The organism is Pseudomonas sp. MYb60, from assembly GCF_002979555.1.
In the GTDB taxonomy this organism is placed as follows: domain Bacteria; phylum Pseudomonadota; class Gammaproteobacteria; order Pseudomonadales; family Pseudomonadaceae; genus Aquipseudomonas.
On the sequence record NZ_PCOZ01000001.1, the window covers coordinates 451,600 to 470,626 of the forward strand.

Here is a 19,027-nt window from a genome sequence, read left to right on the forward strand (position 1 = left end):
GTTGTTTTTATCGGCCGGTGTTGGCCGATCCTTAATATTTTTGAGCGTAGCGATTGATGAGCGAACAACCAGCGGCCAGCCGCATCCAGGTCGAGGCTTTGGGCGACGGTTTCGAAGGCCGCGCCGAGCAGTGGGCTCAGGTGCTTGGCTTGCCATTGCAGCTGGCCGATGCGGAATTTTCCCTGCAAGTGGGCGAGCATGGCCTGCAGCTGCAACAGCTCGGGCCTGACGCGCCGGGGCCGGTGCGGGTGGACTTCGTCGAGGGCGGCGCAGCGCATCGACGTCTCTACGGCGGTGGCAGCGGGCAGATGATCGCCAAGGCTGTCGGCATCGCCCAAGGCGTGCGCCCGCGTGTGCTGGACGCCACGGCTGGGCTGGGCAAGGACGCCTTCGTTCTGGCCAGCCTGGGCTGCGAAATGAGCCTGATCGAGCGTCAGCCACTGATCGGCGCTTTGCTCGAGGATGGCCTGGCGCGTGGCGCCGATGACTTCGAAGTGGCACCGATCGTGGCGCGCATGACGCTGCTCAAAGGCAACTCCATCGACGTGATGCGCAACTGGGAGGGTGAGCCGCCCCAGGTGATCTACCTCGACCCGATGTTCCCGCACCGTGAGAAAACCGCCTTGGTGAAGAAGGAAATGCGCCTGTTCCGACCACTGGTGGGGGATGATCCGGATGCGCCGGCGCTGCTGGCAGCAGCGTTGGCCCTGGCCAGCCACCGGGTGGTGGTCAAGCGGCCACGCAAGGCGCCGTGCATTGAGGGGCCCAAACCCAGCCACGCGTTGGACGGCAAGTCCAGCCGGTATGACATCTATCCGAAGAAGGCGCTCAAGGGCTGAAGCTTCATTGGCCTGCAGGGCCTCATCGCAGGCAAGCCGGCTCCCACATTTTGATTGGTGAATCGTTCACGTGTGGAAGCTGGCGTGCCTGCGATGGCGCCAGCCCAGCCATCACCAGGCTCAGGCCCGATAAGCGCGCATAAACAACCCCACCACTTCCCGCACATGCGCCTCGGCGGCGTCTTCGCTCAACGGGCCGCCGCAGCCATACAGCAGGCAGAAATTCGCCGTGCCCTTGAGCAGGCAGAAGAAGTGCTCGGCCGCTACGAATGGCTTGTCGATACTCAGCACGCCGCTCTGGTCAAGCTTACCCAGCAGGCGCTCCATGCCTTGCAGCATGCGCATGGGCCCAGCCTCGAAGAAGATCTGTGAGAGTTTCACGTCCTGATTGCCAGTAGTCATCATCAGGCGATGCAGATTCACCGACTCCTCGCTGTTGATCAGGCGGTGGAAGCGTCGCGCGATATTCAGCAGTACCGTCTCCACCGGCACGCCTTCGGGCAGTTCGAAGTACATCACCGGCAACTGTTCCTCGCACGTGGCAACCACGGCGGCAGTGAACAGGGTTTCCTTGTCGGTGAAGTGGCTGTAGACGGTCAGCTTCGACACACCGGCTTCCAGTGCCACCGCGTCCATGCTGGTGCTGGCGTAGCCTTTGCTCAAGAACAGGATTTTCGCTGCTTCGAGGATAGCCTGGCGTTTTGCCATGTCCTTGGGGCGCCCAGGGCTATTGGTGTTTACAGGATTGTCAGACATTTTCACCTTTAATACTGGACTGGTGAGTTTGGTATTAATAACATACCGGCCAGTATAATTATTCCTAGCTTCATTAGCGAAAGGTCCTTCAGCATGCGCAGCACTTTCCTGCCCTTTGCCTTGCCTGTCAGCCTGGTCGTGCTCTTGTCTGCCTGCGGGCATGAAGAAGCAGCCCAGACCACCGTCCGACCGGCGATGGTAGTGCAGCCGCAGCCTTCGGCGCAGTCGACGGACAGTTACCCTGGTGAAGTGCGTGCCCGTTTCGAGCCGGACCTGGCCTTTCGCATAGGCGGCAAAGTCAGCAAGCGTCTGGTGGAGGAGGGCCAGCGGGTCAAGGCCAACCAGCCCCTCGCCGAACTGGACCCCCAGGACGTGCGCCTGCAATTGGAAGCCACCCGCGCCCAGGTCGCCGCCGCCGAGGCCAACCTGAGCCTGGTGCGTGCCGAGCGGGATCGCTACAAGACCCTGATGGACCGTCAGATGGTCAGCCGGTCCCAGTACGACAATTCCGAAAACCTCTACCGATCCGGTGAAGCGCGCCTCAAGCAGATCAAGGCCGAATTCGACGTGGCCAGCAATCAGGCCGGCTACGCGGTGCTGCGCGCCCCACAGGACGGGGTGGTGGCCAAGCGTGCGGTGGAAGTCGGGCAAGTGGTGTCTGCCGGCCAGACCGTGTTTACCCTGGCCACTGATGGCGAGCGCGAAGTGCTGATCAGCCTGCCCGAACAAGGCTTTGGCCGCTTCAAGCTCGGCCAGCCGGTGGCGGTGGAACTCTGGAGCCAGCCGGACCAGCGCTTTGCCGGGCGTATTCGTGAACTGTCTCCAGCGGCCGATCCCAAGTCGCGCACCTTCGCCGCGCGCGTGGCGTTTACCGGTGGCAAGGTCCCGGCGGAGCTGGGCCAGAGCGCGCGGGTGTTCATCCAGACCGAGGGCGTGATTCCCCTCTCGGTGCCGCTGTCGGCCCTGAGTGCAGAGAACGGCGCGTCTTACGTCTGGCGTGTCGAGCCAGACAATACCCTCAAGCGTATCCCGGTGCGGATCGGCGCCTTCGGTGAAAAGAGCGTGCCGGTGCTGGAAGGCCTGGCCCCCACGGACTGGGTGATTGCCGCCGGCGTGCATGTGCTTCACGAGGGCCAGCAAGTGCGCCCGGTGGACCGCGACAACCGTGTGGTGGATCTGGCGGCCAAGGAGTAATCCCGATGGGTTTCAATCTTTCCGAATGGGCGCTGCGTAATCGCCAGATCGTACTGTTCCTGATGATCCTGCTGGCGGTGGTCGGCACCTTGTCCTACACCAAGTTGGGACAAAGCGAAGACCCGCCGTTCACCTTCAAGGCCATGGTGATCAAGACCAATTGGCCCGGCGCCACGGCCCAGGAAGTCTCGCGCCAGGTGACCGAGCGCATCGAGAAGAAGCTCATGGAGACCGGCGACTACGAGCGCATTGTCTCGTTCTCGCGCCCCGGCGAGTCCCAGGTCACCTTCATGGCCCGCGATGCCATGCATTCGGCGCAGATTCCCGAGCTGTGGTACCAGGTGCGCAAGAAGATCGGCGACATTCGCCAGACCTTGCCACCGGATATCCAGGGGCCGTTTTTCAACGATGAATTCGGCACCACCTTCGGCAATATCTATGCACTCACCGGTGATGGCTTCGATTACGCGGTGCTCAAGGACTACGCCGACCGCATCCAGATTCAACTGCAGCGGGTGGCGGATGTCGGCAAGGTCGAGTTGCTCGGCCTGCAGGACGAGAAGATCTGGATCGAACTGTCCAACCTCAAGCTGGCCACCCTCGGTTTGCCGTTGGCGGCGGTGCAACAGGCGTTGCAGGAGCAGAACGCGGTATCCACCGCCGGCTTCTTCGAAACCCCGAGCGAGCGTGTGCAACTGCGGGTGTCGGGCAACTTCAAGACCGTGGAAGCAATCCGCAGTTTCCCGATTCGGGTGGGGGATCGCACCTTCCGTATCGGCGACGTGGCCGACATTCATCGCGGCTTCAATGACCCGCCTGCACCGCGCATGCGCTTCATGGGCGAAGACGCCATCGGCCTGGCCGTGGCCATGCGCGACGGCGGCGACATCCTGGTGCTGGGCAAGGCCCTGGAGGGCGAATTCGCACGTTTGCAGAAGAACCTTCCCGCCGGCATGGAACTGCGCAAGGTGTCAGACCAACCCGCCGCGGTAAAAACCAGCGTCGGCGAATTCGTACAGGTATTGGCCGAGGCGCTGGCCATCGTGTTGCTGGTGAGTTTCTTCTCCCTCGGCGTGCGCACCGGCATGGTGGTGGCCCTGGCGATCCCGCTGGTGTTGGCGATGACCTTCGCGAGCATGTACTACCTCGGCATCGGGCTGCACAAGATTTCGCTCGGCGCACTGGTGCTGGCACTGGGCCTGTTGGTGGACGACGCGATCATCGCCGTGGAAATGATGGCGATCAAGATGGAGCAGGGCTACGACCGGCTCAAGGCCGCCAGTTTTGCCTGGACCAGCACTGCGTTTCCGATGCTCACCGGTACGCTGATCACCGCAGCCGGTTTCCTGCCGATTGCCACTGCGCAATCGAGCACCGGTGAATACACCCGCTCGATCTTCCAGGTCGTCACCATTGCCTTGCTGGCCTCGTGGGTCGCCGCGGTGGTGTTCGTGCCGTACCTGGGGGAAAAGCTCCTGCCGGACCTGGCGAAGATTCACGCGACCAAACACGGCACTGATGGCCCAGATCCCTACGGCACACCCTTCTATCAGCGTGTCAGGCGCGTGGTGGAATGGTGCGTGCGTCGGCGCAAAACCGTGATCGTGCTGACGCTGCTGCTGTTCATCGGCTCGGTGGCGCTGTTCCGCTTCGTACCGCAACAGTTCTTCCCTGCCTCGGGCCGCCTGGAACTGATGGTCGACCTGAAGCTGGCCGAGGGGGCGTCCCTGAGCAACACCGCCGAGCAGGTCAAGCGCCTCGAAGGATTGCTCAAGGCGCACGCCGGCATCGACAACTACGTCGCCTATGTGGGCACGGGCTCGCCGCGTTTCTACCTGCCTCTGGACCAACAACTCCCGGCGGCAAGCTTTGCGCAGTTTGTGGTGCTGGCCAAGTCCATTGAAGAGCGCGAAAGCCTGCGCACCTGGCTGATCGAAACCCTCAACGAACAATTCCCCGCCCTGCGCTCGCGGGTCACCCGCCTGGAAAACGGCCCGCCCGTGGGCTACCCGGTGCAGTTTCGCGTGACCGGTGAACACATCGAAGAAGTCCGCGCGCTGGCGCGGAAAGTGGCGACCAAGGTTCGCGAAAATCCCCACGTAGTCAACGTGCACCTGGACTGGGAAGAACCGAGCAAGATCGTCTATCTGAACATCGACCAGGACCGCGCCCGCGCCCTTGGCGTCAGCACCGCGAACCTGTCGAAATTCCTGCAGAGTTCGTTGACTGGCTCCAGCGTCAGCCAGTACCGCGAGGACAACGAATTGATCGAGATCCTCCTGCGCGGCACCGTGCATGAACGTACCGAACTGTCGCTGCTGCCTAGCCTGGCAGTGCCCACCGACAATGGTAAAAGCGTGGCGCTGTCGCAGATCGCCACCCTCGAATACGGTTTTGAGGAAGGTATCATCTGGCACCGCAACCGCCTGCCGACGGTGACCATCCGCGCCGACATCTACGGCAAGGACCAGCCGGCGACGCTGGTCCAGCAGATCCAGCCGACCCTCGCCGACGTGCGCGCCGAACTGCCGGACGGTTACTTGCTGGAGGTGGGCGGCACGGTGGAGGACTCCGCCCGTGGCCAGAATTCGGTCAAGGCCGGCGTACCGCTGTTCATCGTGGTGGTGCTGACCTTGCTGATGCTGCAATTGCGCAGTTTCTCGCGCACGGCGATGGTATTTCTCACCGCGCCACTTGGACTGATCGGCGTGACCCTGTTCCTGCTGGTATTCCGCCAGCCGTTCGGTTTTGTGGCGATGCTTGGCACCATCGCGCTGTCGGGGATGATCATGCGTAACTCGGTGATCCTGGTGGACCAGATCGAGCAGGACATCAAGGCCGGCCTGGCACCATGGCAGGCGATCATCGAAGCCACCGTCCGACGCTTCCGGCCGATTGTCCTTACAGCTCTCGCCGCCGTATTGGCAATGATCCCGCTGTCACGCAGCGTGTTCTTCGGTCCCATGGCCGTGGCGATCATGGGTGGGTTGATTGTGGCGACGGCGTTGACTTTATTGTTCCTGCCAGCCCTGTATGCTGCGTGGTTCCGAGTGAGGAAGGACGTCGCTTAATCATGTTTGCCACTGTTTCAGCCCTGCTGTTGCTGCTGCTTGCCCCCGGCCCGACCAACACCCTGCTGTTCCGCGCCGGGGTGTTGTTCGGTTACCGGGCTTGCTGGACGTTGGCGCTGGTCGAATGCCTGGCGTACCTGGTACAGGTATCAGCCTGGGGCGTGGCATTGCTGTACCTGGCGGCGTACTCGCCGTGGGCACTGAAGGCGACGCAACTGGCGGCAGCGTGTTACCTGCTGTATGTCTCGTATCAGCTCTGGCAGCGCAAGAACAGCGCGACTGATGCGCATGGCGACCGCTTTTCCGGGCTGTATTTTTTCTGGATGACGGTGATGAACCCCAAGGGTTTATTGATCGTGTCGTTTATCGCGCCGATCAATGCCTTTGCCACGCTGTCAGTTTATGCGGGGTTCATGGCGACGCTGGCGCTGGTGGTAATACCGGTGGGTTCGGCCTGGATTGTGCTGGGCAGCCGTTTCGAAGGGCTTCAGAAGGCGTGGCTGACGCCGTTGAAGATCAACCGGGCAACCTCGGTGGCAATCGGCTGTTTTGCCACGCTCATGATGGGGCGGCTGGCGGATTCAGTCCTGCACTGACGGTTTACATACAGATGCAATCGCGTAGCAGGGCGTAGGGAACGTCTGGAATTTTTACTCCACTCAGATTTGCCTGATGGACAGGCGCAGGTCTCGGTATTGCCACACGGCAGGCCGACCTTAATCAAAATCAGTTTAGGGAGTAACAGATGTCGATTTTTTCTGCGATTGCAGCATTCAAGGGCGCATTTCTCGGGGCCCTGTTTGGCAATAACTCGCCGTTCAAGGGGCCTGAGGCGATGATGCCTCAGGTACCTCTGTTTCCGAGCACGCCTGGCTTCGGCCATGCCCAGCCCTTGCGACCCGTTCACGGCCATTCACTGCCGGAACGACCGGGGTACGGCCATTCGCACCCCTCTCCGGTGTGCCAGTATCCGATGACCGACCGGCCGGTATTTTTGATGAATCGCTAAGAGACTCGCGTAAATGGTACTGCGTCAAAGACCTTGGGGGAGGGCTTTGACGCAGCGATCAGAGGGGGTTTACAGCGCGCCAAATACCTTCTTCGCCAGGCTGGTGGCCGCGGCCGCCGGGTTCTTGCGGATGGTTTCTTCCTGTTGGGCAATCATCTTGAACAGGCCGTCCAGCGCCTGCTCGGTCACGTAGTTTTCCACGTTCGCGCTCTTGGCATCCACCGCGCCAAAGGCTGCGGCCTTGCCGGCCAGAGCGTTGTACTGCTGAGCGACGCCGACCTTGTCGGTGGCGGCTTTGACGATGGGCAGGAATTTGGCGCGGATCTGCTCACGGCTGCTTTTATTCAGGTACTGGGTAGCCGAATCCTGGCCGCCGCTGAGGATGCCCTTGGCGTCGGTCACGCTCATGTTCTTGACCGCATTGACCAGGATCGGCTGGGCCTGCGTCACGGCGGTTTCAGCCGCTTTGTTCATGCTGGTTTCCAATTGCTCGACCTGGTCACCCATACCGAACATCTTTAGCTTGTCGGCGACTTTGCCGAGCTTGCCGGGCAGGCCGATCTTCACCTCAGGGTTGTTGCTGAAACCACCGGGTACGCCCAGCTGTTTCACGGCGATCTGTGCGCCCTGGGTCAGCGCGTCCTTGAGGCCGCCGCTGGCGTCACCCTGGGACAGGCTGCCCAAGTCCAGCGCCATTGCGTTGGCGCCCAGCAGCAGGCCGGCACACAGGGCGGTAAAACGAAGGGAGTTACGGAGCATGGGCGCTTCCTTTTTGATCTGGCTTATGTTCTGGAGACTATCAGTGTGCGACAGCATCAACCCGCAGGCGCAAGGGTTGCGGGTCCTGGCCGTTGAGCTGCACCGTGTGCCGCTCGGTGGTGATAAACAGTAGCTTGCCATCCAGCTCGATGCGAGCGCTGACCGAATAGCTGTGGCCAGGCTTGATCTGGGCCGGGTCGTAGCTCAAGTGGAACGGCAGCGGCACCTGGCCTTTGACCGGGCCTTTCTGTTCGGCGAGGGTCACCGCCGGTGCATCGGCCAGGGACACATCCTGCAGGCTGACGCTCAGGGTAGCGGTCGGTGGCAGGGCAATGCGTTGCAGGTAGAACACCTCGCCATCGAGGCTGGCCTTGGGTGCGGGCGTCATGGACTGGCAGGCTCCGAGCAGGGCAGTGAGGCCCAGGAGGATGATCTTTTTCATGGTGCAGCTCCTTGTCAACGGCGCCGGAAACCGACCGGCGCCTTATTCAATCTAGCGGCTTTCTTCAGGATTGGATGCTTCGGTTTCGGCCGGTGGCTCACCTGCGCCATCGACGCGATGCAATGCCACCTGGCGAATCGACAACCGAATTTCCGCCGGCAGCACGCGCTTGGCCGCGCCTTCGGCCAGCTCGCCGAGCAGGTCGTGATAGCTCAACTTGCCGGCCTCGTCGCGGCGCAGCACATCTTGCGCCAGTAACGTCTGGATGAAATGTCGGAAAAGGCTCTTGTCGAAGAACTCCGGGGCGTTGAGGCCGTGCAGGATCGACAGGCGTTGGGCCATTACCGTGCACAGGTCTTCCAGCTCTTCGGCGCTGATGCTGTTCTGGCCGCTGTTGAGCAGCAGCGAGATCGCCATGTAGAAGCGTTGCAGGGTCTGGGCGATGCTCTTGGAGAGCAGCGTCAGCAGCACAAAGTGCCGCGAACTCGGTGCCGGGCGCAGGTACACGCCGTTCTCGAAGCGCAGCAGGCCTTGTTCGACGAAAGCCTCCAGCCACTGGTCGACCACGGTATCCAGGGCGTCCAGCGACCAGCGGATGAACAGCTCCGATTGCAGGTACGGGTACAGCGCGTGGGTATAGCGCAGGATCTGTTCGCGGCTCATCCGCGAGCTGCTCTGGAAGAAGCTCGCCAGCAACGCCGGCAAGGCGAAGATGTGCAGCACATTGTTGCGGTAGTAGGTCATCAGGACGGCGTTCTGCTCGTCCAGGTACAGGATCTTGCCGAGGGCGTCACTTTGCTCCGACAGCAGGTCCATGTCCTTGACGTGCTTGATCAACGCCAGGCCATCGCCGTCGGGCAAGGTGGTGTGGGGTGAGTAGGGCACGCGGCGCAGCAGCGCCAGGTACAGGTCCAACTGGCGCGCCATGGCCTGTTCGTCCAGGGCCAGGCGGGTGGTGGAGAGCAGCGCCAGCGCCACCAGGTTCACCGGGTTCACCGCGGCGGCTTCGTTCAGGCTGCGCGCCACCTGCTCACCGAGGCGGTGCGTGGTTTCGTTCAGCCAGGCCGGCTTGTAGGTCGGCCCCAGTTCCTGAGAGCGCCAGTCGGGTTGTTCCGCATCGAGGAATTCGGCCAGCTTGATGGGTTCACCGAAGTTGACCGCGACCTGGCCGAAGCGCTGTTTGAGCGCGCCGACCACTTTGAAAATATCGAAGATCGATTCTTTCTTCTTGGTCGCGCCGCGCAATTCGCCGAGGTAGGTGCGGCCCTCGAGCACACGCTCGTAGCCGATGTACACCGGCACGAACACAATGGGCATGCGCGAGGAGCGCAAGAAACTGCGCAGGGTAATCGCGAGCATACCAGTCTTCGGTTGCAGCATGCGCCCGGTGCGCGAGCGGCCGCCTTCGACGAAGTACTCCACCGGGAAGCCCTTGGTGAACAGGGTGTGCAGGTACTCGTTGAACACCGAGGTGTACAGCGGGTTGCCCTTGAACGTGCGGCGCATGAAAAACGCACCGCCGCGGCGCAGCAGGCTGCCAATCACCGGCATGTTCAGGTTGATCCCGGCGGCGATGTGCGGCGGGGTCAGGCCATTCTTGAACAGCAGGTAGGAGAGCAACAGGTAGTCGATATGGCTGCGGTGGCAGGGGACGTAGATCACCTCATAGCCCTGGGCAACCGTTTGCACACCTTCGATGTTATTGACCTTGATGCCGTCGTAGATCTTGTTCCAGAACCAACTCAGCACCACTTCGAGGAAGCGGATCGCGGTGTAGGTGTAGTCCGAGGCAATCTCGTTGCCGTAGCGCAGGGCCTGGGCCTTGGCTTTTTCCGGGGAGATCTTTTCCCGTTCGGCTTCCTCGCTGATGGCCTGTCGCACCAGCGGCATGTTGACCAGGCCCTTCACCAGGTTGCGGCGGTGGGAGAGGTCGGGGCCGATCACGGCGGTCTTCAGGTTGCGAAAGTGCACCCGCAGGATCCGTTGGGCCATGCGCACCGTGCGTTCGTGGCCTTTATTGTGCTCGATCAATTCACGCAGGTTGATAGGTGCGGAGAATTGCACCCGGGTCTTGCGACCCAGGATCAGGATGCTCAGCAAACGGCGCAGGCGCCCGGTGACCGCCCAGCTGTCGGCGAACAGCAGTTTCCACGGGCTGGATTCGCTTTCGGGTGACTGCCCCCAGAACACGCTGACCGGAATGATTTGTGCATTCTCTTCGGCGTGCTCGCTCAAGGTGTTGACCAGGCGGGTCAGGGTCGGCGGCGCGCCGCGCTTGTCCTGGCGACCGAGCCAGTCGGGCTCTGGCGTGAGGTAGAAGAACGCCGCGGGCTCCATCAGTGGACCGACCGAGACCGGCAGTACCGGACGCGGCAGGCCGGCCTTGGTGCACTCGGCATCGACCACGGCCAATTCGGTGAGGGAGGGTGATTGCAGGACGTAGAACACCGGCCGGCTGCGGTCCAGGTTAAGGGTGAGGGACGACTGGTTGATCGTCTCCGAGCGAACCCAGAGGTACAACAGTCGGCGCAAGGCGCCAAACACCAGACGGCGGAACGGGGAGCGGGTCATAGGCGAGCTGCATGAAGTGGAATAAATCGAGCACGTGCTCGGGCGTCTAGTGTGCCGTATTCACCGAAAATCGGCAAAAAAGCGGCGATGTAAACTTGAGTTGATCGTTTTTGAGCCTGTCATATACTCGGCAGTTCAATGCAACCGACTCAACAATAAAATGCATGTGGGAGTAAGACAGATGGCAACGCGCGAAACCGGCAATGTGAAGTGGTTCAACGATGCAAAAGGCTATGGCTTCATTCAGCGCGACGACGGCAAGGATGTGTTTGTGCACTACCGCGCCATTCGCGGTGACGGCCACCGCTCGTTGGCCGAAGGCCAGCAAGTGGAATACGCCGTGGTGACCGGCGAGAAGGGGTTGCAGGCGGAGGATGTGGTCGGCCTGTAAGGCCACCGCAAAAAAAATGTGGGAGGGGCGGTGCGACGATTCGACTTGCCCCTCCCACATTTGATTGGGTTTGCAACCCGGGGTCAGGCGGTTTTCCAGGTGATTTGTTCTTCACCGTCTTCGCTGATACGAATCCAGGTGTCGGCGCTTTCTTCACCTTCCTCCTCAACCCAGGTTCCCGGTGCACAACGCACTTCGACGTTCAGCGCAGCAAATGCAGCGCGGGCGCAGGCGATGTCGTCGTCCCACGGGGTCTGGTCGCTTTCCAGGTACAGGCTGTTCCATTTACCGACAGCCTTGGGCAGCCAGGTGACCGGGACACTGCCGGCCTTGCACTTGTAGGTCTGGCCTTTCTGGACCCAGTCGGTGCACGGGCCCAGGGCGGCGCCCAGCCAGGTGGCGATGGCCTTGTAGTCGACGTCGGCGTCCTTCAGGTAAATCTCGATATCGGGTTGGCGCATGGATGTTCCTCGTTGCGGGATTCAAAAAAATCCATTCGCGGAAAAGTCGGTTATTGAAGCACGAAATAATCGTAGCGCATCGACACAGTGACGATCAGCGGCTCGGCCGCCTCGATCACCTCGGCGCGGCGCTCGGCACTGGCGCGCCAGCCATGGGGTGTCATCGCCAGCAGGTTGGCACGGTCCCGGGGTTCGGCCAGGCTCAGGGTGAACGCCAGGGTTTCACTGTGGGCCAGGCTCATGCCGTCCGGGACCAGGGCCAGGTGCTTGTCGTCGGTGTACTCGCGCACCTCGTCATACAGGCGCTCGCGCAACTCCATCAGGTGGCCGCTGGTCGGGCCTACCTTCATCAGGCCGCCGCCCGGGCTGAGCAGGCGCTTGGCCTCTTCCCAGTCCAATGGGCTGAACACGCTGGCGAGAAACTGGCAGCTGCCTGACGCCAACGGCACACGGGCCATGCTGGCGATCAGCCAGGTCAGGCTCGGGTTGCGTTTGCACGCGCGCTTGACGGCTTCCCTGGAAATATCCAGCGCGTAGCCATCGGCATGGGGCAGGCCCTCGGCGATTTGCGCGGTGTAGTAGCCCTCGCCGCAGCCGATGTCCACCCAGCGTGCCGGCGCACGCTCGGCAGCCAGTTCAGCCAGGCGCCGGGCGACCGGGGCGTAGTGCCCGGCATTCAGGAAGTCGCGACGGGCCTCGACCATGGCCAGGTTGTCGCCGGGGTCGCGGCTGTTCTTGTGCTGCACCGGCAACAGGTTCAAGTAACCCTGGCGCGCGCGGTCAAAGCGGTGCCCGGCCGGGCACGCCACGCCATTGTCCACCGCGTTGAGCGGCGCGCTGCAAATGGGGCAGGCGAGCATCAGGCGAGCAACTTGATCAGGGTCTGGTAGTAGATTTCGGTCAGCACATCGAGGTCACTGGCGAGGATGCGCTCGTTGACCTGGTGGATCGTCGCGTTGACCGGACCCAATTCGACCACCTGGGTGCCCAGGGTGGCGATGAAGCGCCCATCCGAGGTGCCGCCGCTGGTGGACGCCTGGGTTTCGCGACCGGTAATCGCCTTGATGCTGGCCGACACGGCGTCCAGCAGCGCACCGGGTTCGGTGAGGAACGGCAGGCCCGACAGCGCCCACTCCACGTGCCAGTCCAGGCCGTGCTTGTCGAGGATGTGCGCAACGCGCTGTTGCAGGCCTTCGACGGTGGACTCGGTGGAGAAACGGAAGTTGAACACCGCTGTCAGATCGCCCGGAATCACGTTGGTGGCACCGGTGCCGGCATTCAGGTTGGAAATCTGGAAGCTGGTCGGCGGGAAGAACGCGTTGCCGTCGTCCCAATGCTCGGCGGCCAGTTCGGCCAGGGCCGGGGCGGCCAGGTGGATCGGGTTCTTCGCCAGGTGCGGGTAGGCCACGTGGCCTTGTACACCGCGCACGGTCAGGGTGGCGCCGAGGGAGCCGCGACGGCCGTTCTTGACCACGTCGCCCACCAGCGACGTGCTCGACGGCTCGCCGACGATGCACCAGTCCAGGCGCTCCTTGCGCGCGGCCAGGCGTTCGATCACGGCCTTGGTGCCGTGGTGCGCCGGGCCTTCTTCATCACTGGTGATCAGGAAGGCCACCGAGCCCTTGTGGTCGGGGTAGTCGGCGACAAAACGCTCGGACGCGACCAGCATCGCCGCCAGGCTGCCTTTCATGTCCGCCGCGCCACGGCCGCAGAGCATGCCGTTTTCGTCGATCAACGCGTCGAAGGGGTCGTTCTGCCAGGCCTGGACCGGGCCGGTCGGCACCACGTCGGTGTGGCCGGCAAAACACAGCACCGGGCCGTCATGCTTGCCGTGGGTGGCCCAGAAGTTATCCACGTCTTCGATGCGCATGGGTTCCAGCGCGAAACCGGCGTCGCCCAGGCGCTGCATCATCAGCTTCTGGCAATCGGCGTCGATCGGCGTCACCGAGGGGCGACGGATCAGGTCGATGGCAAGTTGAAGGGTCGGCGAAAGGTCGGCATGGGCCGTCATGGGGGAAACTCCGGAGCTTTTATAAATGAGCAGGCAAGGCGCACAAAACGGCCGTTATCTTATAGCAAAACGGCGGCCAGAGGCCGCCGTTTAGTGCATTGCGCAAGTTTTTACGCAGCCTGCGCAGGCTCCGCAGCCGCCGCAGGTTTGGGCAGCGACGACAGGAACGCCATGATCAACGCCGCCACATACGGCAGCGACTGCACCAGCAGCATCACCACCCAGAAACGGATGTCGTTGCTCGGCAGGCCCTGCACCAGGTAGATCCCCAGCGCCGCGCCCCACAACAGCAGCATGATGAACATTTCTTCGCGGGCTTCGGAAATCGCGACCCAGAAGCCGTGGTTATCGGCGTTTTTCGGTGTGCGAAAGAACGGAATGCTGCTGGTGAAGAAGCCATACAGCACCGCCTTGGCGATGGTGTGCGACAACGCCAGGCCGGCGAGGGCTGCGCAGAACGCGTCCTTGAGGTTCACACCCACGGCGCGGCGGTACAGGAAGATGATCTTGCCGACCTTGAACACGAACAACGCCAACGGCGGGATCGCGAATATCAGAAGCGGCGGGTCGACCCGCGTCGGCACGATGATCATCGCCGCCGACCACAACAGCGCGCCGACGGTGAAGAAGATGTTCATGCCGTCCGCCACCCACGGCAACCAGCCCGCGAGGAAGTGGTAGCGCTGGCCACGGGTCAATTCGGTGTCCTTGCCACGCAGCAGGCTTGCCGTGTGACGCTTGATGATCTGGATCGCCCCATAGGCCCAGCGGAAACGCTGTTTCTTGAAGTCGATGAAGGTATCCGGCATCAGGCCTTTGCCGTAGCTGTCGTGGTAATACGCCGCCGACAGACCTTTCTCGAATACCCGCAGGCCCAGTTCGGCGTCTTCACAGATGCACCAGTCGGCCCAACCGAGTTCTTCGAGCACCGAGCGGCGCGTCATGGTCATGGTGCCGTGCTGGATGATCGCGTCACGGTCGTTGCGGGTCACCATGCCGATGTGGAAGAAACCCTTGTATTCCGCGTAGCAGAGCTTCTTGAAGGTGCTTTCGTTCTGGTCGCGGTAGTCCTGCGGCGACTGCACCACGGCGATTTTCGGGTCGGCGAAGTGCGGCACCATGTGCTTGAGCCAGTTCGGCGACACACAGTAGTCCGAGTCGATGACCGCGATCACTTCGGCGTCCTTGGCGGTGTGCGGGATCAGGTAGTTCAGCGCACCGCCCTTGAAACCGGCCAGGGGCGCGACGTGGAAGAACTTGAAGCGCGGGCCGAGGGTTTCGCAGTAGTCGCGCACCGGCTCCCAGACGGCCGGGTCTTTGGTGTTGTTGTCGATGATCAGGACTTCATAGTCCGGATAGTCCAGGGCAGCCAGGGCGTCGAGGGTCTGTTTGACCATCTCCGGCGGCTCGTTGTAGCACGGCACGTGGATCGACACTTTCGGACGGTAGTCCGATTCACCTTCGACCGGCAGGAATTCACGCCGGCGCTTGTGGGTCCACACCGCTTCCGCCAGCTCGTGGGCCTCAGTCAGCAGCACGATAAACACGCCCAGGGCGCCGAGGGCCAGGAGGATACCGACGGTGACGCTGAACCAGGTGCTGTATTGCTGGCTATAGTCATAGCCGATCCACACCAGCACCGAACCGCACAGGAACGCGATAAAGGTCAGGAAGGTCCGGCCACGCTGGCGCAGGGCCGAGCCGTCGATCATCAGCAACGTCAGGGACAGCAGCGCCAGCACCACCGAACCGATGGCCAGCACGCGCCATTGCGGGATCGCGACCACCGGGCCTTCAAAGTTGAATTTCTGCTGACGCGCGCCGTTGAACACGCCCCAGTAAGCACCGGCAGAGCCTTCATCGCTGACTTTCCAGGGCTGGTCGAAGGCTTCGATCACGAAATAGTTGTAGCCCTGGCGATTGAGCTTGTTCACCAGCGTACGCAGGTAAATGGCCTGGTCGGCCGGGGAGGTCTCATTGCCACCGCGCATGCGCCCGTTGCTCGGCCAGCCCACTTCCGACAGCAGCAGCGGCTTTTTCGGGAACAGTTTCTTCAGGTCCTTGGCGCGGTCGAGTACGTACTGGCCGGCCTTGTCCATCGGGATGTATTCCCAGAACGGCAGGATGTGCGCGGCGATCAGGTCGACGTGCTTGGCCAGCTGCGGGTTCTTCTCCCAGATGTCCCATTGCTCGGAGGTGGTGACCGGCACTTTGACGGCGGCGCGTACCCGATCCAGCAGCACAATCAGCGCTTCTGGCGTGATGTCCTTACGGAACACGGCTTCGTTACCCACGACGACCCGCACCACGCTGCGCGAGCTGTTGGCGATTTCGATGGCGCGCTGGATTTCCCGCTCGTTGCGCTCCAGGTCCGGACTGATCCAGATGCCCAGTGTCACACGCAGGCCGAACTCTTCGGCCAGCTTGGGAATATCGCCCAGGGTGCCGTCCACCGAGTAGGTCCGGATGTTGTCCGTCAGCTTGCTCATGATTTCCAGGTCGCGACGCATCTGGTCGTCGGTTGGAAACTGGTTTTTCTGTGGGTACTGGCCTTGCTGAAACGGCGAGTAGGAGAAGCCGGAGATCTGCTCAGGCCAGTTGGGAGCAGTGACCGGGCGGTTGATCAGTGCCCAGAAACCGGTGAACAGCGCGGCGATTGCCAGCACGATCACCAGGTTGAGTCCAAATTTACGCGATGCCATGGTTATGTCGGGTTCCAAAGGGTGCGGAACGAAAAGAAGTGTCGGCCTGCGCCGAACGGCGCGCATCCTACACCGGCCTTTCCCTGAGCGTACAGCTGATGGAGAAAAGCCGGACGTTAGTCAGCGAAAGGCTATCTAAGTTCTTTACTTGTAGCTTGTCGCTTCGAACTTGTCGCTCTGTAGTCCATAATGCGCGCCGGTTTTTGGGGTAATGGTCATGAGTACAGAAGATCCGCGGTTTGCAGGCGTCGCCCGCTTGTATGGCATTGAAGGCCTGGAACGCTTGAAAGCGGCCCATGTGGCGATCGTCGGCGTCGGCGGCGTGGGCTCCTGGGCGGCTGAAGCCATGGCCCGTTGCGGGGTGGGCGAGATTTCGCTGTTCGACCTCGACGACGTCTGCGTCAGCAACAGCAACCGCCAGTTGCACGCGCTGGACAGCACCGTGGGCAAACCCAAGGTCGAAGTGATGGCCGAACGCCTGCGCGGCATCAATCCGGACTGTGTGGTGCATGCGGTGGCGGATTTCGTCACCCGTGACACCATGGCGCAATACATCACCCCGACCATCGACTGCGTGATCGACTGCATCGACGCAGTCAACGCCAAGGCCGCCCTGATCGCCTGGTGCAAGCGCCGCAAGATCCAGATCATCACCACTGGCGGCGCCGGCGGGCAGATCGACCCGACGCTGATCCAGGTCTGCGACCTCAATCGCACGTTCAATGACCCGCTGGCCTCGAAAGTGCGCTCAACCCTGCGACGCGACTATGGTTTCAGCCGCACGGTGACGCGCCATTACAGCGTGCCGTGCGTGTTTTCCACCGAGCAACTGCGCTATCCCAAGCCGGATGGCAGCATTTGCTTGCAGAAGAGTTTCGTCGGGGATGGGGTGAAGCTCGACTGCGCCGGCGGGTTTGGCGCGGTCATGATGGTCACGGCCACGTTCGGCATGGTGGCGGCGACCAAAGCGGTGGACAAGATTGTCGCCGGGGTGCGTAGGCCGTCTGAGCGGGTCAAGCCCGCCTGAATCTAACTGCCCTGCACAGATCAAACTGTGGGAGGGGGCTTGCCCCCGATAACGGTGGGCCAGTTGGCTTATCCAATGACTGACACTCTGCAATCGGGGGCAAGCCCCCTCCCACATTCAGTTTTGTGCAAGACTTAATGCCCGCATACGCTGCAGCACGGCATTCAGGCCATTACTGCGTGACGGTGACAGTTGGCGGGACAGCCCCAGTTGGTTGAACCAGTCGGGCAAATCCACGGCCTGCAAATCGGCGGCGGACAGCCCATTGACCCGCGCCAACAGCAACGCCACCAACCCGCGAATCATCCGGGCGTCGCTGCTGGCAGCGAATTGCCAGTGGCCATCGCGCAGCTGCCCGACCAGCCACACCAGGCTCTCGCAGCCCTGCACGAGATTGGCGTCGACTTTATCCTCATCGGCCAGGGCCGGTAGGCGCTCGCCCCATTGCATCAACATTCGCGCGCGTTGCTCCCAACTGCCGACGGCATGAAAGGCTTCCAGCGCGTTAACGGCATCCATGGGCAGGCTCATCGCAACATATCCAGTGCCTGGTCCAGCGCTTCGAAAAAGCGCTCCAGGTCATCGGAGTCGTTATACAGCGCAAGGGAGACACGAATCGCCCCCGACAAATGCATCGCCTTGAGCAGCGGCATCGCGCAGTGATGGCCGGCGCGCACGGCAATGCCCTGTTCGGTGAGCAAGTGCGCCAGGTCGGCGTTGTGCACGCCTTCGACCACGAAGCTGACCAGCGCCACCTGCGGTGACCCCAGCACGCGCACGCCATTGCGCGCGTTCAACCCGCGCAACAGATAGTCATGCAACGCCGCCTCGTGGGCGATCACGGCCTGCGCGTCCAGCGAGCTCAGGTAATCCAGGCTGGCGCCCAGGCCGATCACGCTGGCAATCGGCGGTGTGCCGGCCTCGAAACCCAGCGGTGCCGGGCGAAAACTGGCGCTGTGGTAGTCGGCCTGTTGCACCATCTCGCCGCCAAACTGCCAGTGACGAAGGTGATGCAGGGCTTCGTTGCGGCCAAACAGCACGCCGACGCCGTCCGGGCCGTAGAGTTTGTGGCTGGAAAATACGTAGAAGTCGCAGCCCAGGGCCTGCACGTCGTGGCGGCCGTGGACAATGCCCTGGGCGCCGTCGACAACGGTCAGTGTGCCGTGAGGCTGGGCCAACGCGAGCAGCGCTTCCAGCGGTTGCCAAGCCCCCAGCACATTGGATAACTGGCTCAACGCCAGCAGGCGCGTGCGCGGGCCGATCAATGCGGCGGCCGCCGCGAGGTCGATCACGCCATCGTCACCCAGCGGCAATACCACCAGTTCCAGGGCGCGACGCTTGGCCAATTGCTGCCACGGCAGCAGGTTGGCGTGGTGTTCCAGGGCGCTGATGACGATCTCATCGCCCGCATTGAATAGGTGCTCCAGGCCATAAGCCAGGAGGTTCAGCGCAGAGGTTGCGCCGTGGGTAAACACGATCTGCCCGCTCTCGCCTGCATTGAGCCATTGCGCGACCTTGCTGCGGCTGTCTTCGAACGCCTGGGTCGCATGGGCCCCCGGTAAATGCTGGGCACGGTGCACATTGGCTGCGCCATTGGCGTAGTAATGGCTGATGGCATCCAGCAGGGCCTGAGGTTTTTGCGTGGTGGCGGCGTTGTCCAGGTAGGTCTGGTCCTGGCGTTGCAGGGTGGCGATGGCCGGGAAGTCGGCGCGCCAGGGGGAGGGCACTAGCATGGTGTTCAAGACTCGTATAAACGGGCCCCAGGGTCAGGGCCCGCTAGTGGCATCGAGTGGC

The 19,027-nt window shown here is 62.3% G+C and carries 17 protein-coding genes; 7 read left to right on the plus strand and 10 right to left on the minus strand.

What is annotated here, in order from left to right; translation table 11 throughout:
• The first annotated feature begins 56 nt into the window (after positions 1-56).
• A complete protein-coding gene (locus CQ041_RS02065) occupies positions 57-839 on the plus strand; it encodes a class I SAM-dependent methyltransferase (protein ID WP_105520613.1) in 783 nt (260 codons plus the stop codon).
• Between the two features lie 120 nt (positions 840-959).
• On the opposite strand, the gene CQ041_RS02070 is transcribed toward CQ041_RS02065, so the two are convergent.
• The gene (locus tag CQ041_RS02070; protein WP_105520612.1) at positions 960-1,595 is read right to left on the minus strand and encodes a TetR/AcrR family transcriptional regulator; all 636 of its coding nucleotides are present in this window, start codon (positions 1,593-1,595) and stop codon (positions 960-962) included.
• 93 nt (positions 1,596-1,688) lie between these two features.
• Here CQ041_RS02070 and CQ041_RS02075 point away from each other — a divergent pair, with 93 nt between their 5' ends.
• The 4 genes from CQ041_RS02075 to CQ041_RS26125 all read left to right on the plus strand — a co-directional run bounded on the left by CQ041_RS02075 (position 1,689) and on the right by CQ041_RS26125 (position 6,869).
• On the plus strand, positions 1,689-2,789 hold the full coding sequence (locus CQ041_RS02075; RefSeq protein WP_105520611.1) for an efflux RND transporter periplasmic adaptor subunit: 1,101 nt from the start codon (positions 1,689-1,691) through the stop codon (positions 2,787-2,789).
• A gap of 5 nt (positions 2,790-2,794) precedes the next feature.
• On the plus strand, positions 2,795-5,860 hold the full coding sequence (locus CQ041_RS02080; RefSeq protein WP_105520610.1) for an efflux RND transporter permease subunit: 3,066 nt from the start codon (positions 2,795-2,797) through the stop codon (positions 5,858-5,860).
• Between the two features lie 2 nt (positions 5,861-5,862).
• Positions 5,863-6,456, plus strand: a complete 594-nt coding sequence (locus tag CQ041_RS02085; protein ID WP_105520609.1) for a LysE family translocator — start codon at positions 5,863-5,865, stop codon at positions 6,454-6,456.
• A gap of 149 nt (positions 6,457-6,605) precedes the next feature.
• Positions 6,606-6,869: a hypothetical protein gene (locus CQ041_RS26125; RefSeq protein ID WP_146116041.1), complete on the plus strand. Its 264-nt coding sequence runs from the start codon at positions 6,606-6,608 to the stop codon at positions 6,867-6,869.
• Between the two features lie 69 nt (positions 6,870-6,938).
• On the opposite strand, the gene CQ041_RS02090 is transcribed toward CQ041_RS26125, so the two are convergent.
• From CQ041_RS02090 to plsB, 3 genes are read right to left on the minus strand one after another with little or no spacing between them, the layout of a single operon-like run.
• Complete coding sequence (locus CQ041_RS02090; RefSeq protein ID WP_105520608.1) at positions 6,939-7,628, minus strand: DUF4197 domain-containing protein; 690 nt, start codon at positions 7,626-7,628, stop codon at positions 6,939-6,941.
• Between the two features lie 40 nt (positions 7,629-7,668).
• Positions 7,669-8,070, minus strand: a complete 402-nt coding sequence (locus CQ041_RS02095; protein WP_105520607.1) for a YbaY family lipoprotein — start codon at positions 8,068-8,070, stop codon at positions 7,669-7,671.
• A 51-nt stretch (positions 8,071-8,121) separates the two neighbouring features.
• On the minus strand, positions 8,122-10,641 hold the full coding sequence (plsB, locus tag CQ041_RS02100) for a glycerol-3-phosphate 1-O-acyltransferase PlsB (RefSeq protein ID WP_105520606.1): 2,520 nt from the start codon (positions 10,639-10,641) through the stop codon (positions 8,122-8,124).
• 181 nt (positions 10,642-10,822) lie between these two features.
• On the opposite strand from plsB, the gene CQ041_RS02105 reads away from it, so the two are divergent.
• The gene (locus tag CQ041_RS02105; protein WP_017738302.1) at positions 10,823-11,032 is read left to right on the plus strand and encodes a cold-shock protein; all 210 of its coding nucleotides are present in this window, start codon (positions 10,823-10,825) and stop codon (positions 11,030-11,032) included.
• Positions 11,033-11,115: 83 nt separating this feature from the next.
• On the opposite strand, the gene CQ041_RS02110 is transcribed toward CQ041_RS02105, so the two are convergent.
• The 4 genes from CQ041_RS02110 to CQ041_RS02125 form a co-directional block, all read right to left on the minus strand.
• Positions 11,116-11,493 (minus strand): hypothetical protein, encoded by a 378-nt coding sequence (locus CQ041_RS02110; RefSeq protein ID WP_105520605.1) that lies wholly within the window; start codon positions 11,491-11,493, stop codon positions 11,116-11,118.
• Between the two features lie 50 nt (positions 11,494-11,543).
• On the minus strand, positions 11,544-12,353 hold the full coding sequence (locus CQ041_RS02115) for a putative RNA methyltransferase (protein ID WP_105520604.1): 810 nt from the start codon (positions 12,351-12,353) through the stop codon (positions 11,544-11,546).
• Entirely contained in the window at positions 12,353-13,504 is a 1,152-nt protein-coding gene (gene dapE / locus CQ041_RS02120) for a succinyl-diaminopimelate desuccinylase (protein WP_105520603.1), read from the minus strand. The genes CQ041_RS02115 and dapE overlap by 1 nt, the downstream gene beginning before the upstream one ends.
• Before the next feature lie 110 nt (positions 13,505-13,614).
• Complete coding sequence (locus tag CQ041_RS02125; RefSeq protein WP_105520602.1) at positions 13,615-16,206, minus strand: glycosyltransferase; 2,592 nt, start codon at positions 16,204-16,206, stop codon at positions 13,615-13,617.
• 217 nt (positions 16,207-16,423) lie between these two features.
• Between CQ041_RS02125 and tcdA the strand changes: the two genes are divergently transcribed.
• Positions 16,424-17,233, plus strand: coding sequence for a tRNA cyclic N6-threonylcarbamoyladenosine(37) synthase TcdA (gene tcdA / locus CQ041_RS02130; protein ID WP_371922998.1), 810 nt, complete (start codon positions 16,424-16,426; stop codon positions 17,231-17,233).
• Positions 17,234-17,350: 117 nt separating this feature from the next.
• Here tcdA and CQ041_RS02135 read toward each other — a convergent pair whose 3' ends face one another.
• Both CQ041_RS02135 and CQ041_RS02140 read right to left on the minus strand, forming a co-directional pair.
• A complete protein-coding gene (locus CQ041_RS02135; RefSeq protein ID WP_105520600.1) occupies positions 17,351-17,764 on the minus strand; it encodes a SufE family protein in 414 nt (137 codons plus the stop codon).
• Entirely contained in the window at positions 17,761-18,966 is a 1,206-nt protein-coding gene (locus tag CQ041_RS02140) for an aminotransferase class V-fold PLP-dependent enzyme (protein ID WP_105520599.1), read from the minus strand. Before CQ041_RS02140 ends, CQ041_RS02135 begins: the two co-directional genes overlap by 4 nt.
• Positions 18,967-19,027: the final 61 nt, after the last annotated feature.